This window comes from Gemmatimonadaceae bacterium (genome assembly GCA_030647905.1).
GTDB lineage: Bacteria > Gemmatimonadota > Gemmatimonadetes > Gemmatimonadales > Gemmatimonadaceae > UBA4720.
In genome coordinates this window covers 1-15,538 of record JAUSJA010000022.1, presented here as the reverse complement: position 1 = coordinate 15,538, position 15,538 = coordinate 1, and the positions used below count along the sequence as shown (strand labels likewise).

The 15,538-nt window shown below is 60.9% G+C and carries 15 protein-coding genes and 1 pseudogene; 5 read left to right on the top strand and 11 right to left on the bottom strand.

All coding sequences use genetic code 11. The annotated features are described in order from the left end of the window. Window positions 1-124 precede the first annotated feature (124 nt). Both Q7S20_04605 and Q7S20_04600 read left to right on the top strand, forming a co-directional pair. Window positions 125-1,273: an IS110 family transposase gene (locus tag Q7S20_04605; protein MDO8501104.1), complete on the top strand. Its 1,149-nt coding sequence runs from the start codon at window positions 125-127 to the stop codon at window positions 1,271-1,273. Window positions 1,274-1,813: 540 nt separating this feature from the next. Next, window positions 1,814-2,614: a serine protease gene (locus tag Q7S20_04600; GenBank protein ID MDO8501103.1), complete on the top strand. Its 801-nt coding sequence runs from the start codon at window positions 1,814-1,816 to the stop codon at window positions 2,612-2,614. A gap of 195 nt (window positions 2,615-2,809) precedes the next feature. Here the strand turns inward: Q7S20_04600 and Q7S20_04595 are convergent, their stop codons facing one another. From Q7S20_04595 to Q7S20_04575, 5 genes and pseudogenes are all read right to left on the bottom strand, one after another. Next, window positions 2,810-3,136, bottom strand: coding sequence for a hypothetical protein (locus Q7S20_04595; protein ID MDO8501102.1), 327 nt, complete (start codon window positions 3,134-3,136; stop codon window positions 2,810-2,812). Between the two features lie 25 nt (window positions 3,137-3,161). After that, window positions 3,162-3,572, bottom strand: a complete 411-nt coding sequence (locus Q7S20_04590; protein ID MDO8501101.1) for a hypothetical protein — start codon at window positions 3,570-3,572, stop codon at window positions 3,162-3,164. A gap of 222 nt (window positions 3,573-3,794) precedes the next feature. Continuing rightward, a complete protein-coding gene (locus Q7S20_04585) occupies window positions 3,795-4,190 on the bottom strand; it encodes a hypothetical protein (protein MDO8501100.1) in 396 nt (131 codons plus the stop codon). 574 nt (window positions 4,191-4,764) lie between these two features. Continuing rightward, entirely contained in the window at window positions 4,765-5,574 is an 810-nt protein-coding gene (locus Q7S20_04580; protein MDO8501099.1) for a hypothetical protein, read from the bottom strand. Window positions 5,575-5,834: 260 nt separating this feature from the next. Beyond that, window positions 5,835-6,134: pseudogene (locus Q7S20_04575) on the bottom strand (tyrosine-type recombinase/integrase). 111 nt (window positions 6,135-6,245) lie between these two features. On the opposite strand from Q7S20_04575, the gene Q7S20_04570 reads away from it, so the two are divergent. Then, window positions 6,246-7,754 carry a hypothetical protein gene (locus Q7S20_04570; GenBank protein MDO8501098.1) on the top strand — a complete coding sequence of 503 codons (1,509 nt, stop codon included), beginning with the start codon at window positions 6,246-6,248 and terminating at the stop codon, window positions 7,752-7,754. 127 nt (window positions 7,755-7,881) lie between these two features. Here Q7S20_04570 and Q7S20_04565 read toward each other — a convergent pair whose 3' ends face one another. Next, entirely contained in the window at window positions 7,882-8,061 is a 180-nt protein-coding gene (locus tag Q7S20_04565; protein ID MDO8501097.1) for a hypothetical protein, read from the bottom strand. Window positions 8,062-8,306: 245 nt separating this feature from the next. Further along, window positions 8,307-8,531, bottom strand: a complete 225-nt coding sequence (locus Q7S20_04560; protein MDO8501096.1) for a type II toxin-antitoxin system HicB family antitoxin — start codon at window positions 8,529-8,531, stop codon at window positions 8,307-8,309. A 769-nt stretch (window positions 8,532-9,300) separates the two neighbouring features. Here Q7S20_04560 and Q7S20_04555 point away from each other — a divergent pair. Together Q7S20_04555 and Q7S20_04550 are read left to right on the top strand one after the other, a co-directional pair. After that, entirely contained in the window at window positions 9,301-10,962 is a 1,662-nt protein-coding gene (locus Q7S20_04555; GenBank protein ID MDO8501095.1) for a M28 family metallopeptidase, read from the top strand. 128 nt (window positions 10,963-11,090) lie between these two features. Continuing rightward, window positions 11,091-12,482 carry a serine hydrolase domain-containing protein gene (locus Q7S20_04550; protein ID MDO8501094.1) on the top strand — a complete coding sequence of 464 codons (1,392 nt, stop codon included), beginning with the start codon at window positions 11,091-11,093 and terminating at the stop codon, window positions 12,480-12,482. 281 nt (window positions 12,483-12,763) lie between these two features. Here Q7S20_04550 and Q7S20_04545 read toward each other — a convergent pair whose 3' ends face one another. The 4 genes from Q7S20_04545 to Q7S20_04530 all read right to left on the bottom strand — a co-directional run. Continuing rightward, on the bottom strand, window positions 12,764-13,684 hold the full coding sequence (locus Q7S20_04545; protein MDO8501093.1) for a metallophosphoesterase: 921 nt from the start codon (window positions 13,682-13,684) through the stop codon (window positions 12,764-12,766). 15 nt (window positions 13,685-13,699) lie between these two features. After that, entirely contained in the window at window positions 13,700-14,344 is a 645-nt protein-coding gene (locus Q7S20_04540) for a hypothetical protein (protein MDO8501092.1), read from the bottom strand. Between the two features lie 71 nt (window positions 14,345-14,415). Then, the gene (locus tag Q7S20_04535; GenBank protein MDO8501091.1) at window positions 14,416-14,760 is read right to left on the bottom strand and encodes a hypothetical protein; all 345 of its coding nucleotides are present in this window, start codon (window positions 14,758-14,760) and stop codon (window positions 14,416-14,418) included. Window positions 14,761-14,930: 170 nt separating this feature from the next. Beyond that, on the bottom strand, window positions 14,931-15,538 hold a 608-nt coding region (locus tag Q7S20_04530; protein ID MDO8501090.1), incomplete at its 5' end, for a DUF3387 domain-containing protein.

The following is a 15,538-nucleotide window of genomic DNA, read 5'->3' as shown; positions in this document are numbered from 1 at the left end:
CTAGAAATTATGACTGGGCTGGCCCTCCGACGTTCACGTGGATTAGCTCCTTCGTGTTCACCGGAGTCGCCAGAGCCACATGCGACTCATGCAACCGTCGCAGTCATTCGTGGAGGACCAACCCATGTCACGCTCTATCATCACCCTCGGAATGGATGTGCACAAGGACTCGATCACGCTCGCCGTGTTGCCTGACGGCGCGCCCGCGCCGACGCGCCTCGACCGCCTGCCGAACGATCTCGCGAAGCTCCGCCGCTACTGCGACCGGCTCGCCGAGCAGGGCGAGCTCAGCGCGTGCTACGAAGCGAGTGGGGCGGGTTATGTCCTGCACCGCGCGATGCGGGAGTGGGGATACGCATGTGATGTCATCTGTGATGTCATCGCCCCGTCGCTCATCCCGACCAAGCCCGGCGTCCAAAGGAAGCATGACAAGCACGACGCCGCGCAGCTCGCACGACTGCATCGTGCCGGTGAACTCACCGCGGTGCGCGTCCCCTCGGACACAGAGGAGCGCGTCCGCGACGTCGTCCGCTGCCGCGAGACCTTCCAGCACGAGACGCTCAAGTCGCGGCACTACATTCTCAAGTTCCTCGCGCGCCGCGGGTTCGTCTATCGCGACGGGGACAACTGGACCCAGAAGCACCTGGCGTGGCTGCGTACTCTCGCGGCGGTCAGCTCCCCGCTGGCGACCGAGGATGCCCTGGTGTTCCGCGAGTACCTCTCGCTCCTGGACTACAAGCTCGACCGGCGGGACGAACTCGATCGCGTGATCACCAAGCTCGCCACGTCGCCGGCCTACGCGACCGCGGTCGGTTGGCTCCAGTGCTTCCGCGGCTTCCAGCTCCACGCGGCGATGGTGCTCGCGACGGAGATCGTGGATTGGCGGCGCTTCGAACGGCCGACGCAGCTGATGGCATATCTCGGCCTCGTGTCACGCGAGAGCTCAAGTGGCCCGCGTGAACGCAAAGGCTCGATTACCAAGGCGGGCAACAGCCACTGCCGACACGTGCTCGTGCAGGCGGCGTGGAGCTATCGCCACCGGCCCCAGGTGGGAACGCACCTCAAGGCGCGTCAGCAGGGACAGCCGGCGGCGGTGATCACCCACGCATGGAAAGCGCAGCACCGGCTGCACAAGCTCTATAATCACCTCGCGTATCGGAAACAGCCGCAGATCGCGGCCGTGGCAGTCGCGCGAGAGCTTGTCGGTTTTCTCTGGGCCGTGATGCGGGAGCTTCCCGCAGCCCAGATCTCGTCTACGTCTTCAATGAACTAAAATGAACTAATGCGAATGCCGTGTCCCTGACGTGGAGGACCCGGAGGGTCAGCTTGCGGCACGATTTGGAGGACGCTCGAGGGCGTTATGCGGTAAGGTCGATCTGTTGCTCTTCGCGACCCAATCCCCGTGCCTAGAATGAGCCTGCTCCGGACGAATCCAGTTCTTGCCGCTCTGTGAAAGCGATTTCGCAATCGGCGTATATCAGCAGGATTCATCGTCGAAGCCGCCGCAGGCGCCTCCGGTTTTCCACCTCAAGGATTAGTTGTTCGCCGTGTTGTTCTCACTCTCGTCTCGCTGGACATCGGTCATCTCATCGATGCCAATTATTGCACACGCCCCCGAACGCCCCCTTGACACCAGCCCAGTCATATCAACAACGACATCAATTCCTTCCTCCCAGATTGCTGCTCGTTATGCAGCTTGGGCGAGAACCTAAAAAGTAGCTGTTAGTACCTTCTGAAAAAAGCTCAGATGCCGAAAGCGCCGGGTGCGTAGATTTGGTGATCATCTCGCGCTAATGCAATCTAGGAGCTGCTCATGGCTCGATGGACGTCATGGCTTCGTTGGCTCTACGGTCTGGGCATACGCGGCCGCGTCTCCGCTGATCCGAAACACACGCAAGCCCACGTGTTTTTTCAGGCCGCTCAACTCAGAGCGTGGAGTCATGCGTTAACAGTGCGCATCGCGAAGATAGAAGGCGACAAAGAAACGTCCTTCAACACTGGGTCAGGCGTATTGATTGAGTTCGCCAATCAGCGTGCAGTTATCGGGACAGCGTGGCACGTTCTCGAGGAGTTCAGGCGCCTGCGGGAGGACGGACAAGAAGTAGTCCTTGTCTGCGACAATATGCCGATCGCAACGCCTCGATTGGTATTTGCGGATACAACGCGGGACATCGGGTTCATCGAGGTTCCGCCGATGGGACGTTCAGGTCTGAAGGCTGTGCCCTATCGGCCAAAGCTGCTCTGGCCACCGCCCCGTGTCGCCAAGGGTGACGACGTGATACTGTGTGGTTTCCCAAAACTGTTGCGGGTTGATGGGGAGGAGATTCTCCATGGCGATCTCAATCTCCTGCTCCCAGTTGAAAGTTCGTCCGACACGGTGTTTTACCTGCAGATAAGCTGGGACAACCTGATCCAGGCCGGCACAGTAACACTGCCGCCTGAGATTACGGATTTCGGTGGGGCGAGCGGAGGGCCGGTCTTTCTCGTCGATGCCGAAGCTAATCCGCTCGTCGGGCTGATTTCGCAAGCAGGCGAGAACTTACCATTGTGGCGGATCGCGCCACTATGCGACCTTCTCGACGACCTTGACACTCGGGCTACAGAGCCGCTGTGACGGGCGTCGGACCGCCCGTCACGTGTGAGCCGGTTGCTGCATAACGTCAGGTTGTGCTGTGGCCGTTCCAATAAACCGCGAGAGCGGGGCCGCCGCGAGACCTGTCTTCGCACAGAGCGGCGGCCCCGCTCTCGCTTCCTTCGCACGGCCATCTGCACCAACCGCCGTTATGCCGCAGGCGCGGCACCCGCCGCACTAAGGTTGCGGTCTAGCCTTGATGCCCGTTAGCACGATCTCGCACTCAGACCGCGTGCGAAACGCGTACACGGTGTACGACTCGATGCTCCCGCGAAACACGAAGACGTTTGAACTTCCCTGCCGTTCGACCTTGCCTTGATTCTCAGGCGCATAGATCGACTCGGCAAGTGACTCGCGGCAGAACTCGTTTCCCAGAAACGTCCCATCGGCGTTCTGGGCAAAGGCCCACGTGAACTCGTTACCGCGGCAGCCAGACTGAAATATCAGCGTGAGCGCGATGGCAACGCGTTTCAGTTGCCGCATGTCGCGATGTTCCAGTTGCATCAGTAGTCGCTCCTTGGTTATCCGCTCACGGCAACTGCGGAGCGGCAAAACATTCTCGCTGAAACTGCTCCATTGCCGGAGATAGCCGCGCCTCGAGTGCCCAGTAATTGTCGATGGCTCGATTGAGCATGTCTTTCGACTCTTCAAGTGAGTCGAACAACACGATGGGTGGCTGGGCCGGGGACCAGTGCTTAAGTGCATTGCGGGCACGATTGGCACGCTCGACCACCGCTGACGGAGCCAGCTCCTGGCCAGTGAGTACCTTGTGGATCGTGGCCACCGATCGCTTTAGTGATTCGATGGAGGAGTCGAGTTCTTTTGCGATGAGAAGTTTGCCGAAGATCTCGTCCGCGGCGCCCGCGAGTGTGATGACCGAATAGTAGTCATGCTGCTCGAAGTACAACCGGAGCGCGGTCTCCAGCTGCGCGAGCGCCATGTCTCGGCTGTCGTGACTCTGCATGGCCATGGAGTGACCTTCTGACGGCATAACGTCAGGTTGTGCTGTGGCCGCTTTCATAAAATGCAGGTGGGCGGCCGCGCGGTACCGAAAGGTACGACAGAGCGCGGCCGCCCACCTGCTTCGCTACCGCGGCCATCTGCACCAACCGTCGTTAGCCTGTGCCTCGCAGATCTGGGCATTGTGTGTTGCTCTTACACCCTATGGCGCGACGGGCAATGTTACGCCGTGCTCGGCCAGCATTCTTGCCGCTCGCGCCCGTGCGAGACGGTACTGCGTTACTTGGTTGTCGGCACTGCCGATCGCGCCGATTGCGCGCTGCGCGCCGGCAAGCTTTAGGCGCAGCTCGTCGCACCCAATCCCCATGGAGCGCTCTTGGTTGCAGTTGACATTCATCAAGTTGCCGGCGCGCACGATGTCACCCGCCATGCCCTGAAGGGCAGTGCTGAGCTGCGAGTGTACAGTTTGCAGATCCGCTGGCGGCGTTCGCGCAGCGAAGTTGTCGGCCATATTCGTCATTAGCAATCCGAACACAGGAAGCGTGCGTTGAAGGGCTTCGCCGCTAGGCGCTTTGTTGAGCGCGACGATGAGCGTCACGACGCTGTCGGCCTCGGAGGTGATGAATCCGGCGTAGCGGCTGAGTCGATCACGGGAGTCGGCGGCGCGCTGGGCGACGAGAGCGGCGGTCGCAGAATCGGTTGCTCTTCTCCGCTCAGCTGCGACGGCAGCCCAGGAGACGAGTGCGCTAACGGAGAGCGAATCCCGTGGCGGGACTGCCCCCGCTCGCAGCTGGACACTGACGTCGTCTAGCTGTGCTCGAAGGGAGAGTGGTAGCCGACTATCCGGTGTGTTCCGGAGAAGAGAGTCAAGCGTGCTCGCGGCGACTACCGAATCTGAAGTGACGATTGGCTGCGAGCATCCGACCAAGACCCCACAGCACGTCGCGAAGGCTATGCGCGAGGCGCGAACGTAGGTGTGCGACAAGGCGATCTCCCTGTGACGACTGAAGGTGAGGGCAGAAGTCGGCCCGCATCAGGCAACGCCTTCAGCTAGCTGCGAGCGAACCGTACAATTCGCGAGCGCAGCGAGCAACATTAGATCGCCTGTTAGCTTCAACGAGTGTTAGATGACGCCTCATAGGAGATGGCGGCGCGAGAAAGCTTGATTGCCACTAGATGGACAGTTGTATCGGCAGGCCATCGGGACCGGCCTCATAGAGTCCGTCGCGAATACCCAACTCTTGAAGCCTCGCCGTGATCGCTGAGAATTCTGCGATAACCGTCGCGTCTAAACTCTCCAGCAAATGCGTCGAGAGCAGGACCGTCAATAGCGCCGATACGGCTCGCTCTGCGTGAAAAAGGCCGAAGCGCCCAATGACGAGAGTGTTCTCATCAAAATAGGGAAGTTGTTCGATGAGTCGCGAGCTTTCAACCTGCGTCGTGCCGTGAAGACGCTGGACAACGGGATTTCCGTGTTTTGCCAGGCAGAGCTGCCGATAAATCTGATATTCCTGCGCTGCGTGTGCCGGAGAGAGGGTGAGCCGTCGGAGAACATCAACCAATACCGCGGCATGTCCGGACTCCGGATATTGCCGCTTTTCATTCTCATGCTTCAACCAGCCTTCTGCTCTCGTTTCCGATTCACCAATGTAGGCCGCGGCGTAGGCAAGTTCGTGAACCGTCGCAGCAACCGCTTCAGCCTGTAAGGCGTAGCCGTGTATCGCAGCCCATTGGCACACCCGCAAATCACCTAAAACTCGAGCGGTTGCCACGAGCATGATCGCAGCTGGCGGAGCTAGATCCCTTCCTGCGATGGCGTTCGCACAACGGATGAACAGATTATGTTCCCGCGCGGCAACTTCCACGTAGTCGGACATTGCGTCATGCAGCTGCACTCGGACTTCGCGCTCAATATCGATGAGCGTTCTCGCTACTGGATCGTCCGGGCTCAATGTAGGAACGGAGGAGAGTGTGGTAGCCATCTAACTCTTATTACACGGCGACGATATACTGCGGGGCACGCACAATGGCCGCAAGGCCTCGCTGTTATTTCTTCGGGCGTAAGCTCGTCCCAATCGCTCAATTGCTTGCAGCTACTGCATTTAACGCTTGGTGGTCGGTTTAGCAGCAGTGCACTAGGCTGCGAAATCCTTGCAGTCTATTATCGCAAATCTGCTTCGCAGGACAGAGCGCCGCGCTGACCTACATTCCCATCCTCCAGCGACCAGCCCGCGTCACCACATCACAGTCGGTCGGCAGGACTCTGCACGCCAAGCCCGCCTTTGTTCAGAACATGGGTGTAGATCATGGTCGTCCGCAGGCTCGAATGGCCGAGCAACTCCTGAATGGTCCGGATGTCGGCGCCACCTTCCAGTAGATGAGTTGCGAAGGAATGACGCAGCGAGTGGCAAGTTGCTCGCTTCGAGATGCCGCTCGACCTGACGGCCGAGGCGAGCGCGCGCTGCAGCACGGTCTCGTGGACGTGATGCCTTCGCCGGATCGAAGTCTCACCTTCTACATATGCCCTGACGGCTGGGAAGACCGCGCGTCAGCGCGCAGGGACTCCGAAAGGACCCATCGGTGATGTTCCCACATGACCAAGCACTTGCTGTCCGCGCTCTCGCGCCGCACAATGAAGCAGCAAGGAGCGCACATGACACGCGTATCTGTCGCCGCGGCCGGAGTTCTTCTCACTCTCCCCGCGTTCGCCGCGTATCCGCAGGAGCATGCACATCCCCAGGGCGCGCCGACTGAAAACGTCGGCACCGTTCACTTCGCGACGTCGTGCAGCCCCAGGGTCGCGCCTCAGTTCGATCGCGCCGTTGCGCTGCTGCACTCCTTCGAATTCGGCGCGTCGATCCGGGCCTTCAATGAAGTGCTCGCCGCCGACTCCGCGTGCGCGATGGCGTACTGGGGGATCGCGCTCAGTCGATGGACCAATCCGATGGCGGCTGGAAACCGGTCGGTCGCGCTGCTACAGCAGGGGCAGCAGGCCGTCCACGCCGCGATGCGACTCGCCGTTCGCGCGTCCGAGCGTGAGCGCGGGTACATTCACGCCGTCAGCCGGCTGTACGACGACTTCGAGCACAAGGATCAGCGGACACGCATCATCGCGTACGAGCGCGCGATGAGCGAGCTCGTATTGCAGCAGCCGGCGGACACCGAAGCCACGATCTTCTACGCGATCTCGCTCACCGCGTCCGCGCCGCCGACGGACAAGACATACGCGAATCAGCTGAAGGCGGGCAGTATTCTCGAGCCGCTCTGGGCGAAGCAGCCGAATCACCCAGGGCTCGCGCATTACATCATCCACAGCTACGACTATCCGCCACTCGCTGACAAGGCGCGAGCGGCCGCGCGGCGCTATGCGAGCATCGCGCCGTCCGCCGCGCACGCGCTGCACATGCCCTCGCACACGTTTACCCGGGTCGGCATGTGGGAGGAATCAGTCAACACGAACAATCGGTCGATGAACGTCGCCCTGAGCGGTGGCTCCATCGCAGAAGCATTGCACGCCGCCGACTACGCCATGTACGCCTATTTGCAGTTGGGAAAGGAGTCCGAGGCGAAGGCGATTCTCGACGGACTGCCGGCACTCAGCGCGCGCTTCGACCCCACCGCGATCACCGGCGCCGCGCCCGGTTCTGCAGGTGTGTTCGCGCTCGCGGCGATTCCTGCGCGCTGGGCGCTGGAGCGGAACGCGTGGGCGGAAGCCGCCGCACTCGAGCCCAGAGCGAGCGCCTATCCGTACACGGAGGCTATGACATACTTCGCGCGGGCACTTGGCGCGTCGCGCACCCGCGATCTCACAAAAGCCAGGGCGGCTATCGATTCGTTGGCGTCGATTCAGCAACGGCTGAGCGCGAAGGGCGAAGGATATTGGGCGGAGCAGGTGGCCATCCAGCATCTCGCCGCCCGCGCCTGGCTCGATCTCGCCGAGCATCGGGGGACGGACGCGCTGGCGCGCATGCGCGAAGCCGCCGCGCGTGAGGACGCGACCGACAAGAGTGCCGTGACACCGGGGCCGCTGGTGCCGGCGCGCGAGCTGCTCGGCGATATGCTCATGGAGCTCAACCGGTCCGCCGAGGCAAGTGCCGAGTATCGCGCGACGTTGCAAAAAGAGCCGAATCGGCGGCGCGCATCACGGGAAGGTCGAACTTGATCCCGACCGCGGAGATCATCTCGGCACCCAGGCTGTAAACGGCAACCAGTGCGCGAAGGTCGTTCTGGTCTGCGGCCGCCCACCCGCTGCCCTAAGCCGGCCATCAACACCAACCGCCGTTTGGCCGCTACTTCGCGGGCAGCTGCGTGTCGGTGCTGAAGGCGTCGCGCGCGACACGCCACTTTCCGTCCGCGTCGTGGTGGTAGATCACGAGCCCCCAGCCGGTATCCTCGGCGACAGAGCCACCGGCTTTCGGAGTATCCGTCGACTTGTAGCTGTAGCGCTCATACGCCCAATCGCCCGACACGACGAACTCCAGAAGCGCGCTTCCCCCAATCGCTTGCCGGCTTCAACGAGTGTTATGCGTCAGGGCAGGGACCTCAAGAGCTCTACAAACTTTCCTGGCAAGAAAGTCCTTGATCTCGCGATGCCGAGGTACAGTCGACACTTTCCGCGACTCTGCGTTCACGTAAACCGAATGGCTGCCTCCTTCTCTCAGAAGTCGGCAGCCATGTTTTTCTAAATGCCGGATCAGATCGACTCGTTTCACGCCTAGGCAGGGATCCGCAGTCTCTCACGAATTACTTGATCCTCGCCTAGCTCCTGCTCTGCCAGAAGCCGATTAGACTCGAGCACGAGGCCAACGGCTTCACGCAAGTTTTCACGCGCCTCTTCGAGCGTCTCGCCCTGAGTGTTCGCGCCAGGGAGCTCCTCGACGAAGGCAACGTATCCGCCTTCGGGCGCCTCTCTAAACACTGCCGTAAATTCGAGTTGCATACCGCCTCCGATGCTTGAATCTACAATCATGTCCGGCTGACGCATAACGTTCAAGCTCACTTGCAAGGGCATCGAATCGGGATAGGGGGTAGCGGCTGATTACCGCTACTCCCCTCCCACACCACCGTACGTACGGGTCCGTATACGGCGGTTCGAAAAGTTGAGGCTCCCTGAGAAAGCGGACGTGAGTGTAGAAATTCCCTCTTCACCGACCGGCTGTATCTCCGCTTGCGTGGTACTCTCGAGTTTCACTCTACCCTCCCTCGCGTAGCTCCGCCGAGGCGGACATCTGGAGCACCCGAATCGAGATTCGCGACATGCACTCTCCTTTCCGTTCGGCCCTTCGCATCGAGGGCGGCACACCTGCTCCGAAGCCTCTTCGCCACTATGGCCTCTGCTGACTTCTCGCTCCGTCGCTTATTGCTTCCCATCGAAGTCTCCCTTTCAGAAGTGAAGCGAGATCTCCCCGAGTAAGAACTGTGACTGTCCCCCGAAGCTCGAGCGATACCTCGAACGGCTGGGTCGCGACGGAGACGTCCGCGCGTGCTACGAAGCGAGCGGCGCGGGCTATGTTCTGCACCGCGCAATGCAGGAGTGGGGCTACGCCTGCGACGTGATCGCTCCCTCGCTGATCCCGAAGCGGCCCGGTGTGCAGCGGAAACACGATAAGTACGACGCCACGGAGCTCGCAATTGTTGCTGAGCGCTCGCGTCGCCATTATTCCGCGCATCCCTAATCAAGCCATACGTCCAGGTAGCAGAGGTCCATCATGAAGTGCTCGCTCTACATAGCCACCGTTCTCGCATTCACCGCATGCACGCCGGCCGTCCGCACGACCACGAATCCCGCAGGGGCTTCGGCTAACGCTGGCCGCATCGCGGAGGCCGTTCGCACGCTGTCATCCGACGCATTCCTCGGCCGCGGCCCCGCGACGCGCGGTGAGGAGCTGGCGACGAATTACATTCGCGACCGCTTACAGGCGGCGGGTCTGCAGCCAGGTGGTCCCAATAGATCGTGGTTTCAGGAGGTGCCGCTCGTCCAATTCAACATCGTCGGCGCGCCGTCGTTATCGGTGACCGTCAACGGTCAAACCTCCCCTCTCACACAGGGCCAGGAGGTCGCCGTGCGCGCCTCGATGCAGAACGTCGATCACGTCGACATCCAGAACGCGCCACTCGTATTCCTCGGCTACGGCGTCCGCGCGCCCGAGCGCAACTGGGATGACTTCAAGGGCGAGAACCTGCGCGGCAAGGTCGGCATCGTGCTCATCAACGATCCCGATTTCGAGACCGGACAGGGTGATTTCGGCGGCAAGGCGATGACGTATTACGGCCGTTGGACCTACAAGTATGAGGAAGCTGCGCGTCAGGGACTCGCCGGACTGCTCATCGTGCACGAGACCGCGCCGGCGTCGTATGGATGGGCAACCGTGAAGAATTCCAATACCAACACGATGTTCGACATCGTGCGTGTCAATCCGGCTGAGGTGCATCCGTTGCTCGAGGGGTGGGTGCAGAGGGATGATGCGGTGCGGCTGTTCAGGGAGGTCGGTCAGGACTTCGAGGCGCTCAAGCGTCTCGCGCAGACTCGCGAGTTCAAACCCGTCACCCTCGCGAACGCGACATTCTCGGCGAACTATCAGGTGAAGCATCAGACCATTCGCTCGAAGAACTTGCTCGGCCGCCTGCCCGGAACGACGCATCCCGACGAGACCATACTATACGGAGCGCACTGGGATCACCTCGGCGTCGGCGCCCCTGATGCGCGCCGCGACAGCATCTACAATGGCGCGGTAGACAACGGGACAGGAGTCGCGTCCGTCCTTGAGCTCGCCCGCATGTTCGTTGCGGGCCCCAAGCCGCAGCGCTCGATCGTGTTCGCGTTCTGGACCGCTGAGGAGAAGGGACTGATCGGTTCGGAGTATTACGCGAGCAACCCAGTGTATCCGCTCGAGACTACCGTCGCGGGGTTCAATATCGACGCGCTCAGTGTCACGGGCCGCGCTCACGACGTGATCGTCGTCGGTTACGGGCAGAGCGATCTGGAGGATCGATTGAATACGGTGCTGGCGGCAAGCAACCGCGTGATCACGCCCGATGCTAATCCAGAAGCGGGGTATTTCTTCCGTTCAGATCATTTCCCGATGGCTAAGCGTGGTGTGCCGATGCTGTACATGGATAGCGGGATCGATCTGCTGACTGGGGGCACTGCTGCGGGGAATGCCGCCGACGAGGCGTACCGGCGCGACGCGTATCATCAGCCGGCGGACGAGTACAATGCGGCGACGTGGAATCTTGCAGGAATCGCGGAGGACGTGTCGGTGCTACAGGCGTTGGGGATGCAGCTTGCAAACTCGCGGGAGTGGCCTAATTATCGGGAGAGTTCCGAGTTCAGGCCGGTGAGGGACAAGACGGCGGCGAGGCGGCGATAGCCCGGCTGCCAGACTCATCGACATCCGGAAATAAACCGGAGCATTAACAGACGGCTGTCCGGCTAGGCGTCATGACATTGTCATAGATTTGTACCTCATCAGCCTGCCGTCTTTCAACCCGATCTCGTATGCTAAGAAGAATCTCCGTCGTAGCTGGCCTGATCGCGTCGACCGCAGTCGGAGCGTCTGGGCAAACTGCCGATCCGAGGCTTAAAGCGACAGTCGACTCCGTTGCTACTCAGGTGCTGCAGAGCACCGGAGTGCCGAGTGCGAGCGTCGCCATCGTGCAGCACGGTCGGATCGTGTTCGCTAAAGCTTACGGTGCGGCGAGGCTCGAGCCTCGCACGACGGCAACTTCCGACATGCGCTATGCAGTCGGCTCCATCAGTAAGCAGTTCACGGCGTCAGCTATGTTGTTGCTGCTGCAGGAAGGCAAGCTCAAGCTGGAGGATCCGGTCGGCAAATATGTGCCAGGTCTCTCGCGCGGAAATGAGGTAACGATTCGTCAGATCCTCTCGCACACGTCCGGCTATCAGGATTTCTGGCCCCAGGATTATCTGATGGAGCCGATGCGCCAGAACGCGACTCCGCAGCAGATCATGGATCGGTGGGCTAAACAGCCGCTCGATTTCGAGCCCGGCACTCGCTGGCAGTACAGCAACACCGGCTTCGTGCTGGCCGCGATGATAGTCGAGAAAGTCAGCGGCATGCCCTTCTTTCAGTTCGTGCAGACCAGGCTGCTCAATCCGCTCGGCATGAAGAGCGCGAGTGATTTCGACACCAATCCGCGCGCAGCTGATCCGACGGGTTACATACGCTACGGACTTGGCCCTCTGCGTCCCGCGCCTGATGCGGGAAAGGGCTGGATGTACGGCGCGGGAATGCTGGCGATGACCGCCGCCGATCTGGCGAAGTGGGACATTTCGCTCATCCAGCGGAGTCTGCTGTCCCCCGGGTCATATCAGGCGATGTTCGGAGTAACGACGCTAAGGAATGGCGCGTCGAGCAACTATGGCCTCGGCGTGTTCACGCAGATGGCGGGCGGACACTTCCTTGTCGAGCACAGTGGCGAGGTATCCGGCTTCACGGCGGAGAACTTCGTGTATCCGGAAGACAGCGCTGCGATCGTCGTAATGACTAATCAGGATGCCGCGCCCGCATCAGGTGCAATTGCGGGTCAGATTGCACGCCTGCTATTCACGACCGAGGATGCTCTCGCCGCGAGTCGCACTGCGCAGGCGCGCGCGATCTTCGAGGGATTGCAGAAGGGAACCGTGGATCGTTCGTTGTTCACCGCAAATGCGAACGGATATTTCAGCGACGTTGCGTTGCGCGACTTCGTTGCGAGTCTCGCGCCGCTCGGTGCGCCGAGCAGTTTCGTGCAGGTGAGCACATCCAAGCGGGGTGGTATGACGCTGCGATCCTACCGTGCGACGTTTGCCGGGCGAGCGCTGCGAGTGTGGACGTACGAAACTGCTGACGGGAAGCTGGAACAGTATCAGATCGCGCCGGTGGCCTAAGACTTCGCGGGGACGATGCCGACGAGTAGTGGGAAGACCGAGGGGAAGCCTGGCGGCGTCCTGGGCAGTCTAGCTCGCTCTGGCTAGAACTCGAACTTCCCTTTCCAGCCGGGCGCCGAGCGCGAAAACCATGGCGAACGAAATGCATTTCCTGGTCAGAATTTAAACCTCCGAAAAAGTGGACGCCTACATCTTCGGGACAAACATGATGTGAGCCCGCGGCGCCTGGAGTGACACCTGACGTCAGGTTGTGCTGTGGCGGTCTGCCTCTTTTTGGAACGTCAGCGCGTGATCTTCCGACGCGTCAGAACGCCGGAGTCGACGATTTGGCCCACGCGTGAAATGGCGTTGAAGTACATCTCGTCGCCAATGATTTCCGCAGCCATGAACGCCAGGTCGGTGTCGAACCCCTTTGCTGTGATGCCGGACTTTCGGTCGATGTTGCCGGATCGCAGCTGGCCCCCGGAGCCCACCACAAAATACTGGATGCCCTTCTGAGGCTTCACGCGTTCGTAGACGTGGTCGTGGCCGTTGAGGACCACACTTACGTTGTACTTGAGGAAGAGGGGCTCGAGAACTTCCCGAAGACGCAAATCCGAACCGTGCCGCTTGCCGGACGAGTAAAGCGGGTGATGGAACATCACGATCTTCCAATTGCTGCTCGATGCCTTGAGCTCGTCCTCCAGCCACTGAATCTGCTCGGGCGTCGGGTACGTGCTCTCCAGAACGAAGAACCGCACGTCCTGTTTCGGGTTGAACGTGTAGTACAGCTTTCCGTTCATGTTGAACAGCTTGTAGTGCTGTTGCTCTCGCGCATCATGGTTGCCCAGCGCGCCGTAGAACTTCACTCCGGCATCGAGCAACGGCTTATACGGGATCTCAAACTTCTTCTGGAAATCCTGCGGGCGCTCTGACCCATACAGGTTGTCGCCGACCGTCACCACGATTTCGTATTTGAACCGTTCGTGGAGCTTCGCCATCTGGCCGGCGAGCTGATACTGGGCGAGAGCGCCGGTGCCGAAATCGCCGAGGACGCCGAATTTGAACGACCCCGTCTTATTCGGCAGTGCAACCACTGGTTCGGCGGACTGGTACGCCTCAGCGGCAGCAGCGTAGCCAGTGGTCGCGACGTCCTGGCAACCGGTTGCGAACAGGACGCCGAGTAACAGAGGTCCGGCGTGAGGGAAATGCAGCGAACGCATGAGGGCCTCTTCTCTCTACTTTGTTGGTAATGCGTCTTCGATGAAGTCTGCGATGACATGCGCGTGCGTATCGAGCAGGATAAGTCGGTCGCCGATAAAGCGGTACTCCATGTCCTCGGACAGCTTCGGCAGTGTCTGCAGCACCTGGGGGGGGACGCTGGACAGAGGCACGGTGTCGGGATACCGGCCGTTGACGGAGAAGGTGAGGCCGACGGGGTTTTCATCCATGATCGACGCCTTCAACTGCTGGCCCTCAGGCCCACCGAAGACGGTGGCGAGCAGGCGCTTGATGACGGGACGCGCCTCCGGCGTGAAAATATCGCCGGGCTTCGCCGTCGCGCGGGCGTTCCGCACCAGAATTTCAAAAGCCCGTTGGTTCTTATGGATCTGTTGCGGCGTCGCGTCTTCGGGAAGGCTTGGAAGTGCGCGCTCAAGTTTCGTGTGCAGGTCGATGTAGTCCCTCAACCGGTCGTTCATGGTCGAAAGCGCCTGCGCGTCGGCCGGGCTCAGCGGCCCAACGACACGTTCAGTCGGGGGCGCCGTCGCGGGAGAGGCGGATGTAGCGGGTGCCGCCGTGGGTTTATCGCCGCCTTTACACGCTGTGAGCGTTACAAGCACGAGCCCTGCGAACACGATGACGCCAGTTGGTTTTGCAAACATCGGCCTCCCCTTCTTTGATTTGCGGTTCTTCCTGCGCGGCCGCCTGGGCGCTGGCCTCACTGAGGCACCCGTTAGTGGCCAACGAGTTCAGAGATCGTCCAAAGAAACACAAAGGCGCCTAAAAGGATGCTCAGCAGGATCGTGAACGAGCGCTCGCGTTTCGCCACTATTGCCAGCACACCGACAATTGCACCGCCGATGGCCACCGCTGCCGCACTCAATAATAGGAGGGCATGGAGCGGGTCGGAGAAAAACGTGGGACGCGCGATTGGCCTCAAGTACACTGCATAGAACAACCAGAGCGGGAATAGCACGAAAAATGTGATGGCGAGTCGGTTCGACCATCGCCCGAGCTCTGTCCGCGGCATACCGAGGAAACGGGGATGCAGCCTGGGCTCATTTTCACCACTGGTCATCTACCACCTCCGCGGTTCATACTCTGCAACCTGACGTCTACCGCCAAATGGCGGACGCCTCCTAACGAATCGCGTTTCTGCTGCGAACGCTCAAAGAAAACGCGGCGGCGCAGCCGCCGCTACCGAAGTCACCCGCGTTCGTCAGCAGCAAACGTTGGTTAGTGCCCTCTTCACACCGTCGCCCATTCGGCGGACAGCACCGCCGCCTGCTCCAGTACTGTCTGCGTCGCCTTCTCCTGTTTGTCCGGCGGGTAGCCATGCTTGCGCAGGATGCGCTTGACGAGCACGCGAAGCTGGGCACGCACGTTCTCGCGCACGGTCCAGTCGATGGTCACGTTGGCTCGCACCGACGCCACAAGCTCGCGCGCGATGTCGCGCAGCGTGTCGTCGCCCAGTACCTTCACGGCGCTGTCGTTGGTTTCCAGCGCGTCGTAGAATGCGAGCTCGTCTTCGCTGAGGCCCATCGTCTCACCACGCCGGTCCGCCTCGCGCATCTGCTTCGCCAGCCCGATGAGTTCCTCGATCACTTGGGCGGCCTCGATGGCGCGGTTTTGATAGCGCCGCAGCGACTGCTCCAACAACTCCGCGAAGGACCGCGCCTGCACGAGATTCTTCCGCCGGCGCGTACGTAGCTCGCCCTTCAAGAGCTTCTGCAGCAGCTCGACCGCAAGATTGCGCTGTGGCATCCCACGCACTTCGGACAGAAACTCGTCCGATAGGATCGAGATGTCCGGCTTCGCCAAGCCCGCGGCGGCGAAGATGTCCACCACGCCCTCGG

What these genes read in the sequence shown, in the direction of transcription:
- Q7S20_04605 (MDO8501104.1), top strand. Translation starts at nt 125, where the DNA reads ATGTCACGCTCTATCATCACCCTCGGAATGGATGTGCACAAGGACTCG.
- Q7S20_04600 (MDO8501103.1), top strand. Translation starts at nt 1,814, where the DNA reads ATGGCTCGATGGACGTCATGGCTTCGTTGGCTCTACGGTCTGGGCATA.
- Q7S20_04595 (MDO8501102.1), bottom strand. Translation starts at nt 3,136, where the DNA reads ATGCAACTGGAACATCGCGACATGCGGCAACTGAAACGCGTTGCCATC.
- Q7S20_04590 (MDO8501101.1), bottom strand. Translation starts at nt 3,572, where the DNA reads ATGGCGCTCGCGCAGCTGGAGACCGCGCTCCGGTTGTACTTCGAGCAG.
- Q7S20_04580 (MDO8501099.1), bottom strand. Translation starts at nt 5,574, where the DNA reads ATGGCTACCACACTCTCCTCCGTTCCTACATTGAGCCCGGACGATCCA.
- Q7S20_04570 (MDO8501098.1), top strand. Translation starts at nt 6,246, where the DNA reads ATGACACGCGTATCTGTCGCCGCGGCCGGAGTTCTTCTCACTCTCCCC.
- Q7S20_04560 (MDO8501096.1), bottom strand. Translation starts at nt 8,531, where the DNA reads ATGCAACTCGAATTTACGGCAGTGTTTAGAGAGGCGCCCGAAGGCGGA.
- Q7S20_04555 (MDO8501095.1), top strand. Translation starts at nt 9,301, where the DNA reads ATGAAGTGCTCGCTCTACATAGCCACCGTTCTCGCATTCACCGCATGC.
- Q7S20_04550 (MDO8501094.1), top strand. Translation starts at nt 11,091, where the DNA reads ATGCTAAGAAGAATCTCCGTCGTAGCTGGCCTGATCGCGTCGACCGCA.
- Q7S20_04545 (MDO8501093.1), bottom strand. Translation starts at nt 13,684, where the DNA reads ATGCGTTCGCTGCATTTCCCTCACGCCGGACCTCTGTTACTCGGCGTC.
- Q7S20_04540 (MDO8501092.1), bottom strand. Translation starts at nt 14,344, where the DNA reads ATGTTTGCAAAACCAACTGGCGTCATCGTGTTCGCAGGGCTCGTGCTT.
- Q7S20_04535 (MDO8501091.1), bottom strand. Translation starts at nt 14,760, where the DNA reads ATGACCAGTGGTGAAAATGAGCCCAGGCTGCATCCCCGTTTCCTCGGT.